This is a genomic window from Labedella phragmitis, from assembly GCF_004078635.1.
Classification (GTDB): Bacteria; Actinomycetota; Actinomycetes; order Actinomycetales; family Microbacteriaceae; genus Labedella; species Labedella phragmitis.
In genome coordinates, this window is the sequence record NZ_RZNB01000002.1 from 528,003 (window position 1) to 551,418 (window position 23,416).

The window sequence follows — 23,416 nt, forward strand, 5'->3', positions numbered from 1 at the left end:
GGCTAGTGCGCGGCGGCTTCGATGTGAGCGCGTGTGATCCGCTTCCGGAACGTCCAGTAGGTCCATCCCTGGTAGGCGAGCACGAGCGGCAGGAAGACGAGCGCCGTCCACGACATGATCGTGAGCGTGTACGTGCTGCTCGACGCGTTCTCGATCGTGAGCGAGTTCGCGATGTCGTTCGACGCCGGCATCACCGCCGGGAAGAGGCTCGTGAAGAGCGTGAGCACCGCGGCGGCGATCGTCGCGGCCATGAGAGCGAACGCGATCCCCTCCCGCCCCCGTACGTTCGCCAGGGCGCTCCCGACGAGCGCGAGGGCGGCGACCGCCGCGAACCCCGTCGCGACGAGGGTTCCGTGCGCGAGCACCGTCCAGACGAGGAATGTCGCGGCCACGGCGATCGTCACCGCGCTCGCGCGGACGCCCAGTCGTCTGGCGCGCTCGCGGATCTCCCCGTCCGTCTTGAGCGCGACGAAGAAGACGCCGTGCGTGAAGAACAGCAGGAGGGTCGTGAGGCCACCGAGGAGCGCGTACGGGTTGAGGAGCGCGAAGAACCCGCCGACGTAGTTGTGATCGGTATCGAGCGGCACGCCCTGCACGATGTTCGCGAACGCGACCCCCCAGAGGAACGCGGGCAGTGCCGATCCGATCGTGATCATGAGGTCGAAGCGCCGCTTCCACGACTGCTCCGGCCGCTGGTGGCGGTACTCGAACGAGACGCCCCGCACGATGAGCGCGAGCAGGATGACGAGGAGAGCCAGGTAGAAGCCGGAGAACAGCGTCGCATACCACTCGGGGAAGGCCGCGAAGATCGCCGCGCCAGCGACGATGACCCAGGTCTCGTTGAGGTCCCACACGGGACCGATCGTGTTGATGAGGACGCGGCGGTCGGTGTCGTCACGCCCGAGGAAGGGCAGCGACATCCCGACGCCGAAGTCGAAGCCGTCGAGGACGAAGTAGCCGACGAACAGGGCGGCGACGATCCAGAACCAGAGGGTGGACAGATCCATGACGGTTCTCCTAGTAGACGGTGGTCTGGACGCGGGCCGGCACGGTGTCGGGGTCGGCATCGGTCTGGTCGTCGTGCGACGCGATGGGCTGCGGTCCCGTGCGGACCGCCCGGAGGATGAGTCGGAACTCCACGACGGCGAGGCTGCCGTACACGAGCGTGAACGCCACGATCGAGATGAGCACCTCGAGACCGGAGACGTTCGGCGAGACGCCATCGGCCGTCTTCATCAGGGAGAACACGATCCAGGGCTGACGCCCCATCTCCGTGAAGACCCATCCGACGCTCATGCCGAGCAGCGAGAGCGGAAACGCCCAGATCGCCACCGTCCACACCCAGTCCTGCGTGGGGACGCGGTTCTTGCGGGTGAGCCACAGGCCGACGACGGCCACGAGGGCGTGGGCGGCACCGAGACCGATCATCCAGCGGAAGGCCCAGTACGTGACCCAGATGACGGGCGTGTAGTCGCCGGGGCCGTAGAGGGTCGTGTACTGCGCCTGCAGGTCGTTGATGCCCTCGACGGTGCCGTCGAAGGTGTGAGTGGATAGGAAGGACAGCAGGTACGGGATGCGGATCGAGAACAGCTCGTGGACTCCGTCCGGGGTGCCGAGCGTGAAGATCGAGAACGACGCGTCATAACCCGTCGAGGTGTTGTACATCGCCTCGGCCGCGGCCATCTTCATGGGCTGCGTCTCGACCATGACGAGGCTCAACTGGTCTCCCGACAGCGCCGTGCCACCGAACGCGCCGACCATGAGCCACAAGCCGAACTTCAGGGTCGGACGCATCGTCTCGATGTTCTGCTGCCGCTTGAGGTGCCACGCCGCGACCGCGATCATGAGGCCGGCCGTGACCATGAAGGCGCTCAGTATCGTGTGGGGGAAGGCCGCGAGGGCGACGGGGTTCGTGAGCACGGCGCCGATGTCGACGAGCTCCGCGCGCTCCTTCGCCTCGTTGATCGTGTAGCCGACGGGGTTCTGCATGAAGGCGTTCGCCGCGATGATGAAGTACGCCGAGAGGATGGAGCCGACGGCGGTCGCCCAGATCGTCGCGAGGTGGAGCTTCGCGGGCAGCTTGTCCCACCCGAAGATCCAGAGGCCGATGAAGGTCGCCTCGAGGAAGAACGCGAGCAGCCCCTCGAGCGCGAGCGGGGCCCCGAAGACGTCGCCGACGAAGCGGCTGTAGTTCGACCAGTTCATGCCGAACTGGAACTCCTGGACGATGCCCGTCACGACGCCCATCGCGAAGTTGATGAGGAAGAGCTTGCCGAGGAAGTGCACCAGCTGCAGGTACACGGTGTTGCCCGTGCGGACCCACATGGTCTGGTAGATGGCCACGACGGTCGCCATCCCGATGGTGATCGGGACGAAGAGGAAGTGATAGACGGTCGTGAGGCCGAATTGCCATCTCGACAGTGCGAGCGGGTCCAGCAGCTCCTCCACGGAGTCCTCCATTCGGCGACTTCTACGCCGTGTAGAAGTCGCTCTTCTACGAAGTGTAGAACACAAACGGAATCGGCGGTACTCTTATCGCATGGCACAGCTCGGCGATCTCGAACGCAGCATCATGGATGCCCTCTGGGCGTCGGACGCGCCCCTCACCGCGACCGAGTTGCAGGACACTCTGGAGGCCGGATCGGCGGGCGTCTCAGGGAAGCAGCTCGCCGTCACGACGGTCCTCACCGTGCTCTCGCGGCTCGAGCACAAGGGCCTCGTCACGCGCGACCGCTCGGTCCGCCCGCACCTCTACCGCGCCTCCTCGAGCCACGCGGACCACACGGCCGAACTCATGCACGAGATCCTCGGTGCTTCCAGCGACCGCTCGGAGGTCCTGGCGCGATTCCTCGGCCAGGTCAGCCCGGAGGAGGCCGCTACGCTCCGCGGCCTGCTCGACTCGCCCCCGCGCGACTCCGGCTTGTCCGCGTGATCGCGGCGATGATCGCCCGCTCCACGTCTCCCGTCTGATCCCGGTCCCCAGCGTGATCGTCGCGTCCATCGTCCTCGCCGTGCTCGCGGTGGCGCTCGCCTGGCCCGTCCCGGCACGACTCTCCCATGCTCAGTGGACCGCGAGGGCTCCGGGCACGGCGCTCGTCGTCTGGCAGTCCATCGCCCTCACGGGTGGACTGTCCATGATCGGCTCGCTCCTGCTCTTCGGGTTGTCCGCCTACGGCGACTCCCCGTTCCCGGCGCTGGGCGACCTCGTCTCGGAGACGCTCGACGGTCGGGTCCCCGACGGCGCGACGATCTTCCAGATCGGGTCCCTCACCTTCGCCGTGCTGCTCGCCGGGCACCTGGTGCTCAACCTGGCGGCGACCTTCATCCGCACCGAGCGGCAGCGTAGGCGTCACCTCGACCTCGTGGCGCTCCTCAGCGATCCCGTACCGGGCGAGCCGCGCACGCGGCGTCTCGATCACCCCGCGCCGGTGGCCTATTGCCTTCCCGGTGCGTTCCGCTCGGTCACCGTCCTGTCGGAAGGCCTCCTCGAACTGCTCGACCGGAACGAGCTCCGCGCCGTGATCGAGCACGAGCGCGCCCACCTGCAGCAGCAGCACGCCCTCGTCCTGTTGAGCTTCCGGTCCTGGGGCAATGCGCTCCCGTGGTTCCCCATCGCGCATCTCGCGGAGATCGCCGTCGAGGCACTCGTCGAGTTCATCGCCGACGACAAGGCGCGCGACGTCGTCGACGGACGGCAGCTCGCGAGTGCGATCGCGATCATCGGCTCGTCGGGCGCGCCGACGGGTCCCCTCGACGCCGACTCCCCAGCCGGCGACCTCCGGGTCGACACACGCGTCGCGACGACGCGCATCAAACGACTCGTGGACGGGCCGCCGCCCCTCTCGTCGTCCGTACGACTCGCCATCCGGACGGCCGCCGCCGCCCTCGTGATCACCCCGGCCGCGGTTCTGCTCACGCTCATGGTGGTCGCGTAGGCTCGCAGCGTGAACGACGCGCTGACCTGGGTCCTCGACGTGGTGAACGGCGTCGACCCGGTCGTTCGGACCATCATCGCGGCCGTGGGGATACTGCTGGAGACGTCGATCCTCGTGGGTCTCGTCGTCCCGGGCGACACCGTCGTGATCGTCGCCGCGACGGGTGTGGGCTCGCCCGTCGAGTATTGGGCCCTCGTCGCCGCGGTCATCGTGGGCTCGCTGAGCGGCGAGAGCATCGGCTTCGCCCTCGGCCGGTTCTTCGGCCCGAGGATCCGCGCCTCGCGATTGGGGCGCCGGATCGGCGAGTCCAACTGGGTGAGGGCGGAGACGTACCTCGCTCGACGCGGTGGCATCGCCGTCTTCGTCTCGCGTTTCCTCCCCGTCCTGCACTCGCTCATCCCCCTCACCGTCGGCATGAGCCCCATGAGCTACCGTCGCTTCATCAGTTGGACGGCGCCGGCGTGCGTCATCTGGGCGTTCGCGTACGTGTCCGTGGGTTCGGCCGCCGCCGGCGGATACCGTGAACTCGCCGACCAGCTCCACTACGCCGGGTACCTCTTCGTGGGGGTGATCGTCGGGTTCCTCCTGATCGTCCTCGTCGTGAAGAAGCTCCTGGGGCGCGCGGAGGCCCGACACATGCGGCGGAATGCGCGCGGCGATGGCGTCTCTCGGGAGGGCGACGACGCTGCTAGCTGGCCTCGTGACTGATGGCGAGGGGTTCCGGACTCCCTCCGGCCTCATGAAAGACTGAGCACGTGGCAGAGATCACCGAAGCAGGACCCACCACCGCCCTCGCGAAGCGACTACATCGCGCAGCGCGCATCGACGACAGCATCCTCGCGTGGCGGTACACGCGGGGCGTCAAGCGCGGGCTCGTGCCGACCGTCGTGCCCTTCGCCGGGTACGGGTCGACGACATGGGTGCGAGTCCTCTGCCGCGTCGTCCTCGGGAAGCCCGAAGAGGAGCAGGAGCCCGAACGCTCCGTACGGGGGTGGCGCAGCTTCACGAGCATCCCCGTCGTGTCGAGCACCGTCACCGTGCGGATCGGTGACATCGAGAGCCGGGTGGTCGCCGATCGCGGCGGTCTCGTCGACGCGGTCGTCGACGCCGACCTCGCGCCGGGCTGGCAGGAGATCTCTCTGAGCGCCGACGGATCGGAGCCGATCGCCGCTCCCGTCTTCATCGTCGATCCGTCGGTGCGTTTCGGCATCCTGTCCGACATCGACGACACCGTCATGGTGACGGCGCTCCCCAGGCCGTTCCTCGCCGCGTGGAACACCTTCGTGCTCGACGAGCACGCCCGGACGCCCGTCACTGGAATGGCGGTCATGTACGACCGCATCATGCGCCAGCACGAGGGCTCCCCGATCATCTACCTCTCGACGGGGGCCTGGAACGTCGCCGCGACGCTCACCCGCTTCCTGTCGCGCAACCTCTACCCGGACGGATCGATCCTCCTCACCGACTGGGGGCCGACCCCTGAGCGCATCTTCCGTTCCGGGCGGGAGCACAAGCGCACGAATCTCCTCCGACTCGCTCAGGAGTTCCCCGACATCGAGTGGCTGCTCGTCGGCGACGACGGTCAGCACGACGAGGACCTCTACGGCGACTTCGCCGCGAACCACCCGGAGAACGTGCGTGCCGTGGCCATCCGACAGCTCTCGCCCTCGGAGGCCGTCCTCGCCGGTGGCCGTTCGAAGGCCGAGGAACACGCCGGCGATTCCCCGCCGTGGTTCTACGCTCCCGACGGGGCCGGGCTGCTGGAGCAGTTGTCGCGCCACGGGATCGACTGAGCCATGTGCGGTCGTTTCGTCGTCGCCAAGGAGTCGAACGAGCTCCTCACGATCTTCGACGTCGACCGGGCGGCGGACGACCTGCCCGAGCCGAACTTCAACATCGCCCCGACGACGCAGATTGCCGTCGTCGTCGAGACCGCCGACGACGACGGCACCATCGTGAAGCGCCTCGAATCGGCGCGCTGGGGACTCGTGCCCTCGTGGGCGAAGGACCCGTCCGTCGGGTCGCGCATGTTCAACGCGCGCATCGAGTCCGCGGCCGAGAAGCCGGCCTTCCGGCAAGCGGTCCGAAAACGGCGCGCGATCGTGCCCGCCACGGGCTACTACGAGTGGCGGACGAGCGCAGCGGGAAAGCAGCCGTACTTCATCCATCCCGAGGACGGCGCACTGTTCTCGTTCGCCGCGTTGTACGAGTGGTGGCGGACGCCCGGGGCTACTGACGACGACCCGAACCGCTGGCTCCTGTCGACGACCATCATCACGCGACCGTCGGCCGGGCCCCTCGCCGACATACACGACAGGATGCCCCTCATGCTGAGCGAGGACGTCGCCTCGACGTGGCTCGAACCGAGTACGTCGGGCGACCATGCGCTCCTCGACCGCGTGCTGGACGCGAGCATGACGGTCGTGGACGGCACCCGCTTCCACGCCGTGTCGAAGGCCGTCGGCAACGTCGCGAACACCGGGCCCGCGCTCATCGAGCCGGTGGAGGACCCGGCCGCACCATGAGGCGGCTCGCCCTCGCGAGGTCCGTCCGATCCAGTACGCGGATCCCGCTCCTCCAGGCTGTGAAGACGTCGATCGCGACGGTGCTCGCGTGGGTCATCGCCGGGGTCGCCCTCCCGGGCGAACTTCCGGTCTTCGCAGCCGTCGCCGCTCTCATCGTCGTGCAGCCGAGCGTGAACCAGTCCCTCACGAAGGCGCTCGAGCGCAGTGTCGGCGTCGTCGCGGGCGTCGCTATCGCCACGGGCGTCTCCCTGGCCTTCGGCGCAGCCGGCTGGATCGTGATCGTCGCGATCGTCGTGGCGATCTTTGCCTCGTGGGCGCTCCGTCTCTCGCCGACGTCGGCCAACCAGGTCGCCATCAGCGCGATGCTCGTGCTGGCTCTCGGGGCGGCGACTCCCGAATACGCGGCCCTGCGGATCGTCGAGACTCTCATCGGAGCGGCGACGGCCGTCGTCGTCAACGCGCTCGTCGTCCCGCCCGTGGCCATCGCGCCGGCACGGTCGTCCGTCCAACTACTCGGAACCGCGATCGCCGACCACCTCGAACAGCTCGGGGCCGCACTTCGCGGGCCGATCGAGCGGAGCCGACTCGAGACGCTCATGATCGAGGCGCGACTCCTGCGCCCCATGCGCGAGTCCGCTTTCGCCGCTGTGACGGACGCCGAGGAGTCGCTCGCACTCAATCCCCGCCGCGGGGCGGTCGGTCCGGCAGTCGAGGAGACCTCTGCGCTCCTCGCGCGGCTCACTCCGCTCGTCCATCGGGTCGTGGGGATGACACGCAGCATCCGCGACGGGTACGAGCCCGATCTCCTCGACGACCCTGTGGTCGGAGAGATCGCGTCGCAGCTCGAGCGTGCCGGACACGATCTCCGGATCATCGTCGACACCGGGCTCGGGACGGTACCGGAAACCGCAGCGGAACCGCCTCTACTCACCGCACCCGTCGCGGTCCCGAGGGCGAACCCGGATCACTGGATCCTGATCGGTTCGCTGCTCGAAGACCTGCGACGGGTGCGCGAGGAGATCGTGGGCTCGGACTGAACCCACGCGGGGCCGTTCGGCTCAGGCCTGGTGGACGGCCTGGAGGTCGAGCGTGATGGTGACCTTGTCGCCGACGAGCACGCCGCCGCTCTCGAGGGCGGCGTTCCACGTGAGGCCGAAGTCCTCGCGGTTGATCACGGTCGTCGCGGTGGCGCCGCCCTTGTAGTTGCCGTAGGGGTCCTGGCCGAAGCCGCCGAACTCGAAGTCGAACGTGACGGGCTTCGTGATGCCCTTGATCGTGAGGTTGCCGTCGACCTTGAGGTCGCCGTTCTCGTCACGCGCGCCCGTCGAGACGAACTCGATCGTCGGGTAATTCTCGACGTCGAAGAAGTCGGCCGAACGAAGGTGCGCGTCGCGACCCTCGTCCTTGGTGTTGATGGAGGCGACGTCGACGGAGGCTGTCGCGGTCGAGTCCGTGGGGTTCTCCGTCGTCGTGAAGGTTCCGTTGAACGATCCGAAGGTCCCCTTGACCTTGCTGATCATGAGGTGGCGGACGCTGAAACCGACTTCGCTGTGCGAGGGGTCGAGGGTCCAGGTGCCGACCTTGTAGCCGGGGATGTCGATCGTCGAGGATGCAGTCATGTCAGGATCTCCTTCGTCGCCGCGGGACTCTCCCGGGCACAAAGGATTCAAGTGAATAGATGTCTCAGGTATTCCCGATCGGTGCGACGAATTTCCGGAAGAGCATCGTCGACCCGACGACGGCGGCGGGCATCGCGACGACGGCCGCGAACGGCACGAGGAAGACGACGTAGACCATGAGGCCGAACCCGAGGACGAGGGGCCGGTTCGCCGCCCTCATGGCCCGCTCGGCGCGCCGGTCGAGGTCCCGCGCGTCGACCGGGCGACTGAGCAATTCCCTCGCCACGGCCCAGCCGCCGACGAGCCAACCGCACGCCGGACCGAGGACGGCTCCGACGACGGGGATGAGCCCGATGCCGAAGACCAGGACTCCCGTGATGAGCGTGAACCCGACGAGCCGCAGACCTGATCCCGTCGCCCGACGGACTCCGGCCCAGAACGGGAGCTCCACGGGAGCCTCGAACGCTCCGAGATCGCGCTCCGCGCGCAACCAGATCCGTTCGTAGACGGGATCGCCCACCGCGAGCGTCGCGGCCGTGAAGGTCACGACGACGAGCAGCACGGCCGCGACGAGGATCGCAGCCCCGACGGCCAGCCGGAGGGTCTCCCGGTAGATCGCTCCCCAGGGATCGGCGAACGGTGTCACGAGGACCGCGAGTTCGTCGAGGAAGAAGCCGAGGGCGACGAGCGCGGCGACCATCACGAGGCCGACGATGAGTGCCGGGACGGCGCCGAGTGCCATGAGGCTCGGCCGTCGGCCCCAGTAGGCGAAGCCCTTCCAGAAGTATCCGACGCCGGTGAAGAACCGGCCAATCACGCTCGGTCGCGACGCATTCTGCACGCTGCAACGCTAGCGTGCGCTCGGCGTGCCGCACGTCGTGGCCCGCCGGACGGACACGACGGAACGGTCACGGGGATTCGACGGGATCCGATGTGGACGCCACCTGCTTCACCGAGTAGACGAGCCGGGCGAACTGACCGACGGCGGTGGCGGACTCGAGACGTAACCGGTCGGACTCGACGCGGCGCGGGAAGAGCGGCGCTCCCCCGGTGAGCGCGACGGGAGCGACGGAAAGTGCGATCTCGTCGAGAGCTCCGGCGTCGAGGAACTGCCCCGCGAGGTCTCCCCCGCCGACGACCCAGATGTCGCCATCGCCCGCGGCGACGCGAATCGTCGGCAGCGCATCGGCGACGGAGCCGGACAGGAACCGGATGTCCGCCCCCTCCGGCACCGGGAGGTCTCGGGAGGTGAACACGAACGTCGTACGTTCGCCGTGGAACTCCGCCCACTTCTCGGGATTGGCGAGGATGTCCTGCTCGGCGAGGAGCCATTCGTAGGTGGTCGACCCCTCCACGAGGACGACGGCGTCCGTGGGGAAGAGCCCCTCGTCCGGATGCTCACCGCCCTCGACCGCGAAGAGCCACGCGAGCGAGTCGTCCTCGTCCGCGATCCACCCGTTGATGCTCGTTGCACTGTCGAAGATGATGCGTCCCATGACGGGCACACTAGAGGACGCGACCGACATCGGCCCCCGACGGCGTCAGGCCCAGGGCAGGTCGGACTCGACCGTGGCCGCACCGGTCTCGGCGGCCTCGTCGATCGCGAGGGCGATCGCGTGGTCTCGACTCGCGTCGGCGAGTGAGTAGGGACCGTCGCCCTCGCCCCGCGCCCACGTGCCCGCTCGGAGCATCACGGCAGCCATCGCGATCTCCTCGTCCATGAACCGGGCGCCGAGGACGGGGTTCCGCCAGACGATCGACCCGTCGAATGCGAGGTGTTCGGTGTCGTGCCCGTCGAGGTTCAGATCGTGACCGAGCTGCGATCGGCTGATGCTCGACGTCAGAACCGTCTCGTCGCCCGCCAGTCGGACCACGGCATCTCCGGAGATCTCGCCCCTGCTGCCGCGCACGAGGATGCGCCGGAAGCGCAGCCGGTTGTGCCACTGGTTGTCGGTGAAATCGTAGAGACCGGAGCGATCGTCACCGAAGTCGAGCGTCGCGAGGATCGTGCGGGCCCGCTTCGGGCGGTCGTCGTGGCTCCATCCGGCGCGGCTCAGCGGATCCACGAGCGGGGCGTCGAACGTCGACGCCCGTACGGTCACGGCTCCGTGGCCGGCGTATCCGAGGAACGACCGCATGAGCGCCACCGCGTGGTACCCATGGGTGGAGGAGACCTGGACGCTCGACACATCGCCGATGGCGCCGCTCGCGACCACCGCCCTCCGCGCGGCATGGCCGGGCAACTCGGGATACTGCTCGGCGATGTGCACGAGACCGCCCGCACCGACGCGATCCCACAGGTCGACGAGGCCGGCGAGCGTCGGGGCCGGCGGCGTCTCGGCGAGCACGTGCGCGCCGAGGTCCACGAGGTCGCCGATCACGTCGGGGTTCGCGGGCACGGGAACGCTCGTGATGACGAGTTCGGGCCGACCGGCGCCCACGAGGTCGCCGACCGAGTCGAACGGCCTGGTCCTCCACGAGCGGGCGAAGCGTTCCCGGTTCTCCGGCGTGCGGCTCGTGACCCCCACGAGTTCGAACCTGTCCGGGAGTGCCACGGCGATCCGCGCGAAGTACTCGGCCCTCCACCCCGTCCCGACGATGCCGACCCTGAGCGGTGTCGTTGTCACGTGTCCTCCTCGTCACCGGGCCGTGCGGCCCGTGCACCCATCCCACCATGGCGACGCGGCCGACGAGGCACGGGTGCAGCGCCTGTCGCGCGTCGATTCGAGCAACACCCCGTCCGAGAGCCCCGGCGCGCTCCGCGAGCGACATCGCCGACGGGAGATCATCCCGGTCGGAAAACGACGAAACCCCGCACCGTGACGGTTGCGGGGTTTCGACTCCTATATCGGTGGATCTGAGGGGACTCGAACCCCTGACCCCCTGCATGCCATGCAGGTGCGCTACCAGCTGCGCCACAGACCCAGATTCGTTCCCTCCCGGGGGAGGCAACTCATCGATCCTACAACAGGATCAGGCGTCGGTCGAATCGACAGCCGAGGCTCCGGACACCGTCGCCGTCTCGGGGATCGGAACGACCGGGCAGTCCTTCCAGAGGCGCTCGAGCGAGTAGTAGATGCGCTCCTCCTCGTGGAAGACGTGGACGACGAGGTCGCCGAAATCGAGGAGGATCCACCGCCCCTCGGCCTTGCCTTCGCGACGGACCGCCTTCGTCCCGGACGCGATGAGGCGGTCCTCGATCTCGTCGGCGATCGCCACGACGTTACGCTCGCTTCGTCCCGTCGCGAGGAGGAAGATGTCGACGAGCGGGAGCGGCTCGGACACGTCGAGGGCGACGAGGTCCTGCGCGGCCTTCGACGTCGCGGCGTCGGCCGCGATCGCGAGCATGTCGCGCGATTGTTCGGATGCAGTCATGCGGTTCTCCTGAACCTAGAGGGCGCCCGTGAGCAGGCTCGTCACGATGACGGCGATGACGGCGACCATGAGGACGCCCGCCGTGATCGCGAGGATCGGGACGATGCTGGGCTTCTTGGATCGTGCGGGCGGAGCGATGATGTCGCGCGCCGAGGTGTGCGTGCTCACCGCGCGGCTGGCGGACACGGGAGTGCCGGCGGTCGGCGGGGCGGGTGGCTCGTGGTCGAGCGAACGATCGTAGTCGGCACGGTCGTGCGTGTCGGGGTCGGCCGTGCCCGACATCGTGCGCGGCAGATCGATCGATCCCGTGACCATGATCTCGCCGGTTCCGCCGATGGGGCCCGTGAACGTGGCCATGGGCGATCCGAGGATGAGGGTGCTCGACGTGGTGGGCGTCCGATCGGACTCCGCGTCGGCGATGCCCGTGGCGATGAGCGTGTCGAACGCCTCCTCCTCGGCGAGGGGATCCGTGTCCGTCGTCAGGGCGGCTTCGCCGAAGCCGTCGGCGACGGTGACCGACTGGCCGTGGTCCCCCGAGTCGGCGTCGTCCGCCGTCGATTCCGCGTCGATGACGACCTCGGTGAGGTCGCCGGTCTCGGAGGCGTTGTGTTCCACGACCTCGAGCTCCGTATCGGGCTTCTCCTCGGTGACGGGAGCGTGCGCACCGGTCGAGTCGATGGGCTCGGCCGTGACGATCTCGCCCGTCTCCCCCGGTGTTGCTCCGGCGCCGGCCGGCACGACGGTGATGGATGCCGTGCGCGCACGCTCGAGCTCACGAGCCTGGCGGCGGGTGAGCGGTACCCCGTTCGTCGGGATGACCGGGACGATGACCTCGGAGCCCTGCGACGTCGGCGCCGGGAGCGGGGACACGATCTCCGCGGTCTCGATGACCTCGTCGGTCGGCGCGACCTTGGCGTAAGGCGTCTCGCCCCGATCGGAGCGGGAAACGGCGCCGTCTGCGATATCACCGTCGCTCGAGTCGATCTCCTGGCCCGAGAGAGGGCTCTCCGACTCGGTCGACGCAGCTTGGGAGACGTTGGAATCCTCGGGGGCTTCCGCGGCGGGCGAGGTCGGAATCTGTCCCGTTCTCTGCAGCTCGCGCAGCTGCCGACGCGAGAGCGGTTGCTGCTCAGCGGGCGGGGTCATGTGCTACTCCGATACAGGTGGTGTTTGGTGATGTACTGGACGACGCCATCTGGAACCAAATACCAAACCGGAAATCCCCGGCTCACCCGGCTCCGACAGTCCGTCGACGAGATCGCCAGGGCCGGAACTTCCAACAAGCTTACGCGTCGGCTCGGCAATCCTGAAACGGACAGCGTATGACCCGGCCGCGTGACGGCGACGAAGTGCGCGAGCGACCAGAGCTCCTCGACGTTCTTCCAGCTCAGGATCTGAGCGATGGCGTCGGCTCCCGTGATGAAGAAGAGTTCGGCGTCGGGCTTGGCGCGGTGCAGATCGCGCAACGTGTCGATCGTGTAGGTGGGTCCGTCGCGGTCGATGTCGACCCGGCTCACGGTGAAGCGCGGGTTGGCGGCCGTCGCGATGACGGTCATGAGGTAGCGGTGCTCGCTCTCCGTGACGACCGTCTTCTGCCACGGCTGACCGGTGGGGACGAAGACGACCTCGTCGAGATCGAACGACGTCGCGACCTCGCTCGCGGCAACCAGGTGCCCATGATGGATCGGATCGAACGTTCCACCCATCACCCCGATGCGGGGTCGGCGCTTCTGGTCAGCCACGCGGGGTCGCGTCAGTGGCCGGAGGCGGTCGCGTCGTGTCCGTGCGGGTCGGAACCACCGGGCCGGGCGGCCGCGTTCGAGGAGTGCGGCTGACGATTGGCGACGTCTCGGTAGGAGAACATGACGAAGCCGAGGATCGCGAAGATCACAGCGGCGACGACACCGAACATGAAGGCCGGCATCGGCAACTCGGTGTGGTGCGCTTCGGTCTCTGCGACCACTCGCGCCACCAGCGACACCGCGTCAACTGACGCTGCGACCATCGACATCCGTGCTCCGTTCGTTCGTGCGCGACAAGCGCTCCTCCAGTCTATCCGCTGATACCGGCAGCGGACGAACCCACGCCAGGCCGGTCAGGCGCGACTCTGGCCGTTCCCGCGCACGATCCACTTGGTACTCGTGAGCTCGGTGAGCCCCATCGGACCGCGCGCGTGCAGTTTCTGCGTCGAGATGCCGACCTCCGCCCCGAAGCCGAACTCGCCGCCGTCCGTGAAGCGGGTCGACGCGTTGACCATGACGACGGCCGAATCCACCTCGGAGAGGAAGCGCTCCGCATTCGCGAGGTCATCCGTGATGATCGATTCGGTGTGACTCGTGGAGTAGCGACGGATGTGCTCGATCGCCTCGTCGAGGTCGCGGACGACGCGCACTCCGATGTCGAGGCTCATGTGCTCAGTGGCCCACTCCTCCTCGCCGGCCGGAACGGCGCTCGGCCAGATCTCGCGTGTCCGATCGTCTCCGTGCACGGTCACGCCGGCGGCTGAGAGTCGGTCGAGGACCGCAGGGAGCAGACGCTCGGCCGACGCCTCGTGGACGAGCACGGTCTCGACCGCGTTGCAGACGCTCGGCCGCTGGACCTTCGCGTTGTGGACGATGTCGACGGCCCAGTCCTCGCGGGCCGATTCGTCGAGCACGATGTGCACGACGCCGGCGCCCGTCTCGATGACGGGGACCGTGGACGATGACACGACGGTCTCGATGAGACCCGCACTCCCCCGCGGCACGAGGACGTCCACGAGCCCGCGCGCCTGCATGAGCGCCGTCGCACCCGCCCGCCCGAAATCGTCGACGGTCTGGACGGTCTCGCGCGGCAATCCGACGGAGGAGACGGCGTCCTGGATGAGAGCGACGAGGACGGCATTGCTCCGCTCGGCCGCCGAACCGCCACGGAGGACGCTCGCGTTACCGCTCGCCAGGGCGAGCGCGGCGATGTCGACCGTGACGTTGGGGCGCGCTTCGTAGATCGCGCCGACGACGCCGAACGGCACCCGCACCTGATCGATCTTCAGCCCGTTGGCGAGCCGTGAACCGCGGACCGTCTGACCGAGCGGGTCCGGCAGAGCGGCGATCTCCCGGACGGACGCTGAGAGGGACGTGACGCGTTCGGGTGTGAGGGTCAGCCGATCGAGAAGGGCCACGGACAGGCCGTTCTCTCGACCGTTCGCGAGGTCGAGCCCGTTCGCACTGACGATCGCACCGATGTTCGCATCGATCGTTTCGGCGATAGCGGCGAGGGCGCTCGCGCGTTCGGCTCCCGTCGTGGTGGCGAGGCGGACGGCGGCGGCGCGTCCGGCCCGGAATCGCTCGAGGACGGGCGTGGCGACGGCGGTCTCGGTCATCGTCCGATTCTACCGACCGACCGGCCTTCCCGGTCGGTCGAGGACGACGGTGCGCACGTCGCGAAGCGGCGGGAGCGGGACGGGAGGTCAGTGGCCTTGATCGTGCTCCGCGACGCTTGGAACGAACCAGGTCCCGATCTCCCCACCCGCGAGGGCGTCGGCGACCCGCTCGACGGACGTCACGAGGACGCCCGTACCGGCGGCTGCGGCGAGGCGGGCGGCGCTGACCTTCGTGGACGCTCCACCCGTCCCGACACCGCTCGTGGAGGCGCCGAAGGTGACGGCGTCGAGCTCGGAGCCGTCGGTCACGATGGCGATCCGTTCCGCGCCGGGCTCGGCGGGCGGGCGTGTGTAGATGGCGTCGACGTCGCTCAGCAGGACGAGCGCGTCCGCCCGGATGAGGACGGATACGAGCGCGGCCAATCGGTCGTTGTCGCCGAAGCGGATCTCGTGGGTCGCCACGGTGTCGTTCTCGTTGACGATCGGGAGGATGCGGAGGGCGAGCAGCCGCTCCATCGCGCGTTGGGCGTTGGAGCGGTGGGTCGGGTTCTCGAGGTCGCCGGCGGTGAGGAGCACCTGCCCCGCGACGATGTCGTGACGGTCGAGGCTCTCCTGATACCGGTAGACGAGGAGGTTCTGGCCGACCGCGGCCGCGGCCTGCTGCGTCGCGAGGTCCGTCGGTCGTGTCGACAGCCGGAGGTACGGCATGCCGGTCGCGATCGCACCGGACGACACGAGCACGACCTCGACACCCCGGGCGCGGGCCGCCGCCATCGCGTCCACGAGATGCTCGATGTTGCGGGCGTTGGCACCGCTGATCGACGACGAGCCGACCTTCACGACCACGCGGCGCGCGTCGCGCACCGCGGACCGGTCAGCGGCCGTCGCCATCGTCGACGAGCTCGTCTTCGTGCACGAGTTCGTCACCGGACCGCCACAGTCCGGCCGTGCGCTCGCGCTCGAGTTCCTCGCGCGCCTCGGCCTTGGCGTCCATCCGCTCGAAGTACGCGTCGCGACGCTCCCCGCGCGTCGGGCGGGCGTTCGTGTCGAGGCGGGCGTCGACGCCGCGCGGAGTGGTGATGAGTTCGGCCGTCGAGGTGAGCGTCGGCTCCCAGTCGAACACGATGCCGGAACCCGGGCCGATGACGACGGTGGACCCGGCGACGGCGCCCTTCTTCATGAGCGCCTCCTCGATGCCGATCTTCGCGAGCCGATCCGCGAGGAAGCCGATCGCCTCGTCGTTCGTGAAGTCCGTCTGCGCCACCCAGCGCTCCGGCTTGGCACCGAGGATGCGGTAGACGTCGCCGTAGGTGCCGCCCTCGACACGGATCTCGAAGTCCTTCTCGTCGACGGCCTTCGGACGGATGACGATGCGCTCGGGGGCCGGAGCCTCGGCCTTGCGGGCACGATCCTCGGCGACGATCTCAGCGAGCGCGAACGTGAGCGACCGCAGTCCCTCGTGGCTCGCGGCCGAGATCTCGAAGACGCGGAAGCCGCGGCTCTCGAGCTCGGGACGGACGAGTGTCGCGAGGTCGCGGGCATCCGGCACGTCGACCTTGTTGAGGGCGATGAGCTGCGGACGCTCCGTGAGCGGCGTCTGACCCTCCGGCACGGGGTAGGCGGCGAGCTCGCCGAGGATGACGTCGAGATCGCTCACCGGGTCCCGCCCGGGTTCGAGGGTCGCGCAGTCGAGCACGTGCAGGAGTGCAGAGCAGCGCTCGACGTGGCGGAGGAACTCGAGACCGAGCCCCTTGCCCTCACTCGCTCCCTCGATGAGACCGGGCACGTCCGCGACGGTGAACCGCACGTCGCCTGCCTGGACGACGCCGAGGTTCGGCGCGAGCGTCGTGAAGGGGTAGTCCGCGATCTTGGGCTTGGCTGCCGAGACGGCGGCGATGAGGCTCGACTTGCCCGCTGAGGGGAAGCCGACGAACGCGATGTCCGCGACCGTCTTGAGCTCGAGGACGATGTCGCCCTCCCAGCCGGGCGTGCCGAGCAGGGCGAAGCCGGGGGCCTTGCGCTTGGAGCTCGCGAGGGCGTTGTTGCCGAGGCCGCCCTGGCCTCCCGGGGCGACGACGATGCGCATGCCGGGCTCGACGAGGTCGACGAGTTCGTTGCCGTCGGCGTCCTTGACGACCGTACCGACGGGCACCGGGAGTTCGAGGGTCTCACCCGTCGTGCCGTTGCGGTAGTCGCCCATGCCGAAGCCGCCGCTCTGCGACGAACGGTGGGGAGCCCGGTGATACGCGAGGAGCGTGGTCGTCTGCGGGTCGGCCACGAGGACGATGTCGCCACCGTCTCCTCCCGCACCGCCGTCCGGACCGGCGAGAGGCTTGAACTTCTCTCGACGGATCGAGACGCAGCCGTTGCCGCCGTTACCGGCCTTGAGATGCAGAGTCACCTCATCGACGAAGGTGACCATCGAACCACTTCCTTAATTGTCATGCGGTTGCGGGCCCGCCGGTCCGTCCGAGTGGACGGGGCCCGGAGGCGGACCCGGAGAAACGGCAAGGGCGAGCCGAAGCTCGCCCTTGCCTGGAAGACCACCGACTATTCGGCGGCCGCCACGATGTTGACGACCTTGCGGCCACCCTTGCGGCCGAACTCGACCGCACCGGCGGACAACGCGAAGAGCGTGTCGTCGCCGCCGCGACCGACGTTGACGCCGGGGTGGAAGTGTGTGCCGCGCTGGCGGACGATGATCTCGCCCGCGAGGACGACCTGTCCACCGAAGCGCTTCACGCCGAGGCGCTGGGCGTTGGAATCACGACCGTTGCGAGTAGAGCTCGCACCCTTCTTGTGTGCCATGTCTGTCTCTCCTCTGGCTACTTGATTCCGGTGACCTTGACGCGCGTGAGCTCCTGACGGTGCCCCTGACGCTTCTTGTAGCCGGTCTTGTTCTTGAACTTCTGGATGACGATCTTCGGTCCGCGGAGGTTCTCGATGACCTCGGCCGACACGACGACCTTCTCGAGGGCCTTGGCGTCGGACGTGATCGTCTCGCCGTCGACGAGGAGGACCGGCGCGAGCGTGAGCTTGCCGTCCTTGTCCGCCTTGACGCGGTCCATCGTGACGATGGTGCCGACTTCGACCTTCTCCTGGCGACCGCCGGCTCGCACTACTGCGTAAACCACTTCGTACCTACTTCTCCCGGGAGCTCGCGCTCACTGGCTTCGATTTGGAAAGGATTGTCACTGCCCTCGCCAGACCTCGTGGGATGAAAAGTCTGTCCGGTCAGAAAACCTCGGTTCGGACGCAGGGATAAGCTGCGCGCACCAAGGGTCGAGTTTACGCCATGGGAGCCTCTTGCGGCAAATGACACCCGGCGCGGCGTGCCTCGTAGACTCGGCAGCATGACGGTCCTGATCGATCCCCCGCAGTGGCCGGCTCACGACACGCTCTGGTCGCACCTCGTGAGCGACGCGTCGATCGACGAGCTCCACCGCTTCGCGCGAGCCGCTGCTCTGCCGCCCAGGAGCTTCGATCTCGACCACTACGACGTGCCGCGCCACGAGTACGACCGACTCGTCGCGTCCGGCGCCGAGCCCGTGTCGGCCAACGAGCTGACCCGACGACTCATCGCATCGGGCCTCCGCGTCCGGGCGAAGGACCGCCCGCGGCACTGAGCGAGTCCGTCGCGGGACGAGGACGGGCCGGACCCGAGGTCTCCCCGGCGATCCGACCCGTCCCGAGATGTCCGGCGTCAGGACGTCGAGTCGTCGTGCGAGATCGGCGTCCCGGTGAGGGCTGCCGTCGTGACGCGGCGGCTCCGGCCGCGCCCTTGACCGGGACGCTTCGGTTCCGGCAGCGCGTCGAGCACGGAGCCGAGGAGGTCCTCGGCCGCACGCTTGTCGACCTTCTGGCTCCCGCTGGCGCCGGTCGGCGCGATGGGGATGTCGAGGATCGCGAGCGGCGACTCCGTCGGCTCACGACTCTCGATCGGCCCGAGGACGCTCTCGCTCGACGCACGGCCGCCGCGGCGTCCCTTGCGCCCCTCGCGGCTGCGCTCCGGTCGCTGCGCCACGACGGGGGCGGCTTCGACGGATTCCGTAGCGGTCGTCGGCTCGTCGACGGGAGACTCCGGAGCGGACTCGGTCTCCGCGTCGTCGCCCGACGCCACGAGCGACGCGTCGACGACCGACGAGAGCGTCTCGACGGTCTCGAGGGTCTCCGTGATGTGCACGTGCTCGCCATCGGACTCCGCCGAGGTCGTGTGGTGGATGGTGCTCGCGGCGATCTGGGCGAGCGCGTTCTTCGCGTCGTCCGTGATGGCGTGCGGCGCGGCCTTCGGTGCCGGCGGTTGCGGCGTCGACTGGCCGTTCTGACCGCCCTTGCGACGACGTTCGGAGCCACCCGCGGTCGAACCGGCGACGTGCTGCGGTCGACCGCCCTTCGCGACGGGCTCGTGGTGCACGATGACGCCACGACCGGCGCACGTCTCACACGGTTCGCTGAACGACTCGAGCAGCCCGAGGCCGAGCTTCTTCCTCGTCATTTGGACGAGCCCGAGCGAGGTGACCTCGGCGACCTGGTGCTTCGTCCGGTCGCGGCTCAAGCACTCGACGAGCCGACGGAGGACGAGGTCCCGGTTGGTCTCGAGCACCATGTCGATGAAGTCGACGACGATGATCCCGCCGATGTCGCGAAGGCGCAGCTGCCGGACGATCTCCTCCGCGGCCTCGAGGTTGTTCTTCGTGACGGTCTCCTCGAGGTTGCCGCCCGATCCGACGAACTTCCCCGTGTTGACGTCGACGACCGTCATGGCCTCGGTGCGGTCGATCACGAGCGAGCCGCCGGACGGGAGCCACACTTTGCGCTCGAGCGCCTTCTCGATCTGCTCGCTGACGCGGAACTCGTCGAAGACGTCCCGCTGGCCCTCGTAGCGCTCGATGCGGTCGACGAGGTCCGGCGCGACCTGCCGCACATAGGACTCGATGGTCTGGAGCGCGTCCTGCCCGGAGATGACGAGGCGCTGGAAGTCCTCGTTGAAGACGTCGCGCACGATCTTGATGAGGAGGTCGGGTTCCGAGTGGAGCAGCGCCGGCGCTTGAGCGGATTCGGCGTAGTGGCTGATCTCCGCCCACTGCGAGGTGAGACGGTTCACGTCGACCGTGAGCTGCTCCTCCGTCGCGCCCTCGGCCGCGGTGCGCACGATGACGCCGGAGCTCTCGGGCAGCACTTCCTTGAGGATGCGCTTGAGGCGGGCCCGCTCGGTGTCGGGGAGCTTCCGAGAGATTCCGTTCATCGAGCCGTTCGGCACGTACACGAGGTAACGACCGGGCAGGGAGACCTGGCTCGTGAGCCGGGCGCCTTTGTGTCCCACGGGGTCCTTCGTGACCTGCACGAGGACCTTGTCGCCGGGCTTGAGCGCGAGCTCGATGCGCCGGGGCTGGTTCTTGCCTTCGCTCGAGTTCTCGGCGGCGGCGTCCCAGTCGACCTCGCCGGAGTACAGCACGGCGTTGCGGCCACGCCCGATGTCGACGAAGGCCGCCTCCATGCTCGGGAGCACGTTCTGCACACGACCGAGGTAGACGTTCCCGATGAGGGAAGCCTCCTGGTTGCGCGCGACGTAGTGCTCGACGAGGACGCCGTCCTCGAGGACGCCGATCTGGATGCGGCCGTCCTTCGAGCGGACGACCATCGCTCGGTCGACGGACTCACGACGTGCGAGGAACTCGGCCTCGGTGACCACGGCGCGGCGGCGACCGGCGTCGCGACCGTCGCGACGGCGCTGCTTCTTCGCCTCGAGCCGTGTGGATCCCTTGACGCGCTGCGGCTCGGTGATGAGCTCCGGCTCGCGCTGCTGGCGGCCGCGCGACGACGGCTGGTCGCTCCCGCGTCCGCCCTCGTCACCGCGTCGGCGACGTGAGCGGCGGCGCATGCTCGACCCGCGCTCGTCCTCGTCCTGCTCGTCGTCGTCCTCGTCGTCCATGCGCTCGTCGCGCTGACGCGGCGGCAGCGGAGCGATCGTCGGAGCGTGGAAGATGAGCGTCGTGGTGCTCATCGCGACGCCCGCGAACGGATCATCGCCGCCCGCGGAGTCCGCCTCGCCGGATACGAGAGCCGGAGCATCCGACTCCGCTGTCGCTTCCGCCTCCGAGTCGTCCACGTCCGGCGCCGTCTCGTCGGGGGCGGCGCTGATGTCGGCGTCGGTGGGCTCGGCGGCCTCGTCGACGGTGACGTCCGCGGCAGTCGCCGCCTCGTCCCGTCGAGGCTGGGCCCCGGCCGCCTCGCGCGTGCTCGCGTCGGACGTTTCCGCCCCGTTTCCGGCTGCGCCGGCTGACTGTTCGTTGTCTTCCACCATCGCTGGTGCACTCCTCGTCCGGGTGGGCCGCGCCCCGTCCCGGGAATCTTCCCTGCTCGTGCCGCCGAGGCGGTCACGAGCGAATCCTGTGTCCATGGCGACCCGGGTGGCTCTCTCGCTCACTCTGGTCGCGCACCGTCGGCCTTCGTGACCGACTACTTCAGGCAACTGCCTGAAAAACCGTGACGACGATGTCCGACGCGCGGGGCCGAACTCGTCTGCTGGCCATTATCGCACGGACCCGCTCTTTCGCATGATCGGCACCGGGAGCACTCGGCCTGCGGTGACATAATCGACCCGTGATCCCGACCTCACAGGGGCGACGACCGGTCGCCATCGCCGTGCTGCTCATCGTCGCCGGACTCATCGGCTGGTGGGCGGCATTCTCGCTCACGGTCGAGAAGTTCGACGCGCTCCAGAACCCCGGTCAGGCCGCCGGCTGCGACTTCAGCCGGCTCGTGCAGTGCTCGGCGAACCTCGATTCTCCACAGGGCGCGGTCCTCGGGTTCCCGAACCCCCTCATCGGACTCGCGGCATGGATCGCTCCGATCGTCGTGGGTGTCGCCCTCCTCGCCGGGGCACGTTTCGCGCGTTGGTTCTGGGTGCTGTTCTGGCTCGGGTTCGTCGGAGCGGCAGCCTTCGTGGTCTGGCTGATCTCTCAGAGCATCTTCGTGCTCGGCACGCTCTGCCCGTGGTGCATGGTGACGTGGTCCGTCACCATCCCGGGCTTCCTCGCCGTCACCGCATACGTCCTCATGGAGGGAGCGATCCCCCTCGGCGCCGCGGGCCGGCGTTTCGGTCGCACGATGCTCCGCTGGGTCCCGCTCGCGACCGTGCTGTGCTTCGTCGTGATCGCCGTCATGGCGCAGTTGCGTCTGGACGTGCTCGCGAGCTTCTGAGCCCTATGCCCTGTGGAGAGCGGCGCCCGGAAAAAGCCCGGTCGCCTACGGTGGCTGCCGTGGGGGAATCACGACGTAGGAGACGGTGGACGGCGCTCGCGCTATTCAGCTTCGCACTGCTGGCGAGCGGTTGTGCGGTCAACGGCATGCCACCCTCTTCACCTGCCACTACCAGCACGGTGTCAACGCCTTCCATCAACGATGCGACGGAGGCGTTCACCCGATTCAACAGCGTCCTCGACGGCTATTACAGCGGAACGGCGGTCGCCGATGATTTCGCCCCGGTCGCGACATCAGGATTCCTGAATGAGCTTCGCGAGGCGGAAAAGAACTCAGATCGGAGAACTCGAACGGTCGGCGTATCGACCTTCGATAGCGAGAAACTTGTCGACCCAACTCAGTGGGGAGGCTTCGGAGAGTTGGCACTCGTTGTCTGCCGCGATGTCTCCAAGACGCAACTCATTGATGAACACGGAAACCCTTCGACAACGAAGCGCGCGCGCACGCGGATTCCGATGATCGTCTTTTTCGAGCCCGGGGCCGCTTCGCAATCAGAACTGGTCGTAACGAAGGTGGAGCAATGGAACGAAACCGACTATTGCTCGTGACCTTGGTGATAGGCCTTCTCGCCGTGTCCTCGCCTGCTGCATCGGCTAGTGCGGACTGCGGTATCGACTGGGGTGATGGCCGTTGTGTTACGGCAGGAATGGGGCCGAGTTCAGTGGACGTCGGGGCACGGTCGTCTTCCGGCGCGCCCGACCCCGTGCCGACGAACGAGCACGGAGGGGATAAGCGCGAACCGACTACCAGGGACGATGACCCATCACCTCGAGACCCTCGGGAGATCACCGACATGCTCGGCACATGCCAGGACCCGGGCCTGTGTGGCGGGCCGACCCGACCGGCCATCACGCTGAGTGATCTCGCGAGTTTCGCGCCGACGGCGCCGTCGATCGTGATGGAACCGGACGGATTCTTCCTTCGTGGGCTGCCGGCGAACTTCGTGGCGGTGTCGACCACGAACGTGCACGATGGCACTCTGCTCGAGCGCCCCGTATCCGTGCGATTCAGCCCGTCCTCGTACTCGTGGGACTGGGGCGACGGCTCGAGCGACACGTTCTCGACGGCGGGTTCGACCTGGGAGGACCTCGGCGTGCCGCGTTTCACCGCGACGAACACGTCACACGTCTTCGAGGACCGCGGTCCCACGACCGTCGCGCTGAGCGTGGCATACGCGGTCGAGGTCAGCGTCGAGGGCGGCGAATGGATCCACGTGGCGGGAACGGTTGCCGCGACGACGACGGTGGACGGATACGTCGGAACAGCGAAGACGGTGCTCGTCGACGGGGACTGCATGGAGGACCCGACAGGGCCCGGTTGCTGACCCCTGGACGGTAT

Annotated in this window: 26 protein-coding genes and 1 tRNA gene; 10 read left to right on the forward strand and 17 right to left on the reverse strand. The window is 68.4% G+C overall.

The genetic code is table 11. The features are described from left to right. Window positions 1-2: 2 nt before the first annotated feature. Together cydB and ELQ90_RS07190 are read right to left on the reverse strand one after the other, a co-directional pair. The gene (cydB, locus tag ELQ90_RS07185) at window positions 3-1,007 is read right to left on the reverse strand and encodes a cytochrome d ubiquinol oxidase subunit II (RefSeq protein ID WP_128494576.1); all 1,005 of its coding nucleotides are present in this window, start codon (window positions 1,005-1,007) and stop codon (window positions 3-5) included. 10 nt (window positions 1,008-1,017) lie between these two features. Beyond that, the gene (locus ELQ90_RS07190; RefSeq protein WP_128494781.1) at window positions 1,018-2,448 is read right to left on the reverse strand and encodes a cytochrome ubiquinol oxidase subunit I; all 1,431 of its coding nucleotides are present in this window, start codon (window positions 2,446-2,448) and stop codon (window positions 1,018-1,020) included. Window positions 2,449-2,539: 91 nt separating this feature from the next. Between ELQ90_RS07190 and ELQ90_RS07195 the strand changes: the two genes are divergently transcribed. The 6 genes from ELQ90_RS07195 to ELQ90_RS07220 are packed head-to-tail and all read left to right on the forward strand — an operon-like array spanning window position 2,540 to window position 7,497. After that, window positions 2,540-2,932, forward strand: coding sequence for a BlaI/MecI/CopY family transcriptional regulator (locus ELQ90_RS07195; RefSeq protein WP_128494577.1), 393 nt, complete (start codon window positions 2,540-2,542; stop codon window positions 2,930-2,932). A 52-nt stretch (window positions 2,933-2,984) separates the two neighbouring features. Further along, on the forward strand, window positions 2,985-3,935 hold the full coding sequence (locus ELQ90_RS07200; RefSeq protein ID WP_128494578.1) for a M56 family metallopeptidase: 951 nt from the start codon (window positions 2,985-2,987) through the stop codon (window positions 3,933-3,935). Window positions 3,936-3,944: 9 nt separating this feature from the next. After that, a complete protein-coding gene (locus ELQ90_RS07205; RefSeq protein ID WP_128494579.1) occupies window positions 3,945-4,643 on the forward strand; it encodes a DedA family protein in 699 nt (232 codons plus the stop codon). A gap of 47 nt (window positions 4,644-4,690) precedes the next feature. Then, a complete protein-coding gene (locus ELQ90_RS07210; RefSeq protein ID WP_128494580.1) occupies window positions 4,691-5,728 on the forward strand; it encodes an App1 family protein in 1,038 nt (345 codons plus the stop codon). Window positions 5,729-5,731: 3 nt separating this feature from the next. Then, entirely contained in the window at window positions 5,732-6,460 is a 729-nt protein-coding gene (locus ELQ90_RS07215) for an SOS response-associated peptidase (protein ID WP_128494581.1), read from the forward strand. Continuing rightward, a complete protein-coding gene (locus tag ELQ90_RS07220) occupies window positions 6,457-7,497 on the forward strand; it encodes an FUSC family protein (RefSeq protein WP_128494582.1) in 1,041 nt (346 codons plus the stop codon). The genes ELQ90_RS07215 and ELQ90_RS07220 overlap by 4 nt, the downstream gene beginning before the upstream one ends. Before the next feature lie 21 nt (window positions 7,498-7,518). Here the strand turns inward: ELQ90_RS07220 and ELQ90_RS07225 are convergent, their stop codons facing one another. The 14 genes from ELQ90_RS07225 to rplU all read right to left on the reverse strand — a co-directional run bounded on the left by ELQ90_RS07225 (window position 7,519) and on the right by rplU (window position 17,949). Further along, window positions 7,519-8,079 carry a YceI family protein gene (locus ELQ90_RS07225; RefSeq protein ID WP_128494583.1) on the reverse strand — a complete coding sequence of 187 codons (561 nt, stop codon included), beginning with the start codon at window positions 8,077-8,079 and terminating at the stop codon, window positions 7,519-7,521. 64 nt (window positions 8,080-8,143) lie between these two features. After that, window positions 8,144-8,920, reverse strand: a complete 777-nt coding sequence (locus ELQ90_RS07230; RefSeq protein WP_128494584.1) for an EI24 domain-containing protein — start codon at window positions 8,918-8,920, stop codon at window positions 8,144-8,146. 67 nt (window positions 8,921-8,987) lie between these two features. After that, window positions 8,988-9,575 carry a dihydrofolate reductase family protein gene (locus tag ELQ90_RS07235; protein WP_128494585.1) on the reverse strand — a complete coding sequence of 196 codons (588 nt, stop codon included), beginning with the start codon at window positions 9,573-9,575 and terminating at the stop codon, window positions 8,988-8,990. Between the two features lie 45 nt (window positions 9,576-9,620). After that, entirely contained in the window at window positions 9,621-10,706 is a 1,086-nt protein-coding gene (locus tag ELQ90_RS07240; protein ID WP_128494586.1) for a Gfo/Idh/MocA family protein, read from the reverse strand. A gap of 225 nt (window positions 10,707-10,931) precedes the next feature. Next, a tRNA-Ala gene (locus ELQ90_RS07245) sits at window positions 10,932-11,004 on the reverse strand. Window positions 11,005-11,052: 48 nt separating this feature from the next. Then, window positions 11,053-11,454, reverse strand: coding sequence for a ribosome silencing factor (gene rsfS, locus ELQ90_RS07250; RefSeq protein ID WP_128494587.1), 402 nt, complete (start codon window positions 11,452-11,454; stop codon window positions 11,053-11,055). A gap of 15 nt (window positions 11,455-11,469) precedes the next feature. After that, complete coding sequence (locus ELQ90_RS07255) at window positions 11,470-12,600, reverse strand: hypothetical protein (protein ID WP_128494588.1); 1,131 nt, start codon at window positions 12,598-12,600, stop codon at window positions 11,470-11,472. After that, window positions 12,597-13,196, reverse strand: coding sequence for a nicotinate-nucleotide adenylyltransferase (gene nadD, locus ELQ90_RS07260; protein ID WP_279432125.1), 600 nt, complete (start codon window positions 13,194-13,196; stop codon window positions 12,597-12,599). The genes ELQ90_RS07255 and nadD overlap by 4 nt, the downstream gene beginning before the upstream one ends. An 11-nt stretch (window positions 13,197-13,207) precedes the next feature. Continuing rightward, a complete protein-coding gene (locus ELQ90_RS07265; RefSeq protein ID WP_243696052.1) occupies window positions 13,208-13,465 on the reverse strand; it encodes a hypothetical protein in 258 nt (85 codons plus the stop codon). An 84-nt stretch (window positions 13,466-13,549) separates the two neighbouring features. Continuing rightward, a complete protein-coding gene (locus ELQ90_RS07270) occupies window positions 13,550-14,815 on the reverse strand; it encodes a glutamate-5-semialdehyde dehydrogenase (protein ID WP_128494589.1) in 1,266 nt (421 codons plus the stop codon). 87 nt (window positions 14,816-14,902) lie between these two features. Next, on the reverse strand, window positions 14,903-15,706 hold the full coding sequence (gene proB, locus ELQ90_RS07275) for a glutamate 5-kinase (RefSeq protein ID WP_128494590.1): 804 nt from the start codon (window positions 15,704-15,706) through the stop codon (window positions 14,903-14,905). Next, on the reverse strand, window positions 15,690-17,237 hold the full coding sequence (gene obgE, locus ELQ90_RS07280) for a GTPase ObgE (protein WP_128494591.1): 1,548 nt from the start codon (window positions 17,235-17,237) through the stop codon (window positions 15,690-15,692). The genes proB and obgE overlap by 17 nt, the downstream gene beginning before the upstream one ends. Window positions 17,238-17,365: 128 nt before the next feature. Next, the gene (gene rpmA, locus ELQ90_RS07285) at window positions 17,366-17,623 is read right to left on the reverse strand and encodes a 50S ribosomal protein L27 (RefSeq protein ID WP_128494592.1); all 258 of its coding nucleotides are present in this window, start codon (window positions 17,621-17,623) and stop codon (window positions 17,366-17,368) included. A 17-nt stretch (window positions 17,624-17,640) separates the two neighbouring features. Further along, window positions 17,641-17,949, reverse strand: a complete 309-nt coding sequence (gene rplU, locus ELQ90_RS07290) for a 50S ribosomal protein L21 (protein WP_128494593.1) — start codon at window positions 17,947-17,949, stop codon at window positions 17,641-17,643. Between the two features lie 219 nt (window positions 17,950-18,168). Here rplU and ELQ90_RS07295 point away from each other — a divergent pair, with 219 nt between their 5' ends. Further along, on the forward strand, window positions 18,169-18,441 hold the full coding sequence (locus ELQ90_RS07295; protein ID WP_128494594.1) for a DUF4031 domain-containing protein: 273 nt from the start codon (window positions 18,169-18,171) through the stop codon (window positions 18,439-18,441). A gap of 77 nt (window positions 18,442-18,518) precedes the next feature. On the opposite strand, the gene ELQ90_RS07300 is transcribed toward ELQ90_RS07295, so the two are convergent. Further along, the gene (locus ELQ90_RS07300; protein ID WP_128494595.1) at window positions 18,519-21,119 is read right to left on the reverse strand and encodes an Rne/Rng family ribonuclease; all 2,601 of its coding nucleotides are present in this window, start codon (window positions 21,117-21,119) and stop codon (window positions 18,519-18,521) included. A 299-nt stretch (window positions 21,120-21,418) separates the two neighbouring features. Here ELQ90_RS07300 and ELQ90_RS07305 point away from each other — a divergent pair, with 299 nt between their 5' ends. From ELQ90_RS07305 to ELQ90_RS16565, 3 genes are all read left to right on the forward strand, one after another. Continuing rightward, a complete protein-coding gene (locus ELQ90_RS07305; RefSeq protein WP_128494596.1) occupies window positions 21,419-22,018 on the forward strand; it encodes a vitamin K epoxide reductase family protein in 600 nt (199 codons plus the stop codon). A 59-nt stretch (window positions 22,019-22,077) separates the two neighbouring features. Then, window positions 22,078-22,626: a hypothetical protein gene (locus ELQ90_RS07310; RefSeq protein ID WP_128494597.1), complete on the forward strand. Its 549-nt coding sequence runs from the start codon at window positions 22,078-22,080 to the stop codon at window positions 22,624-22,626. A gap of 245 nt (window positions 22,627-22,871) precedes the next feature. Beyond that, on the forward strand, window positions 22,872-23,402 hold the full coding sequence (locus ELQ90_RS16565; RefSeq protein WP_166408882.1) for a hypothetical protein: 531 nt from the start codon (window positions 22,872-22,874) through the stop codon (window positions 23,400-23,402). Window positions 23,403-23,416: the final 14 nt, after the last annotated feature.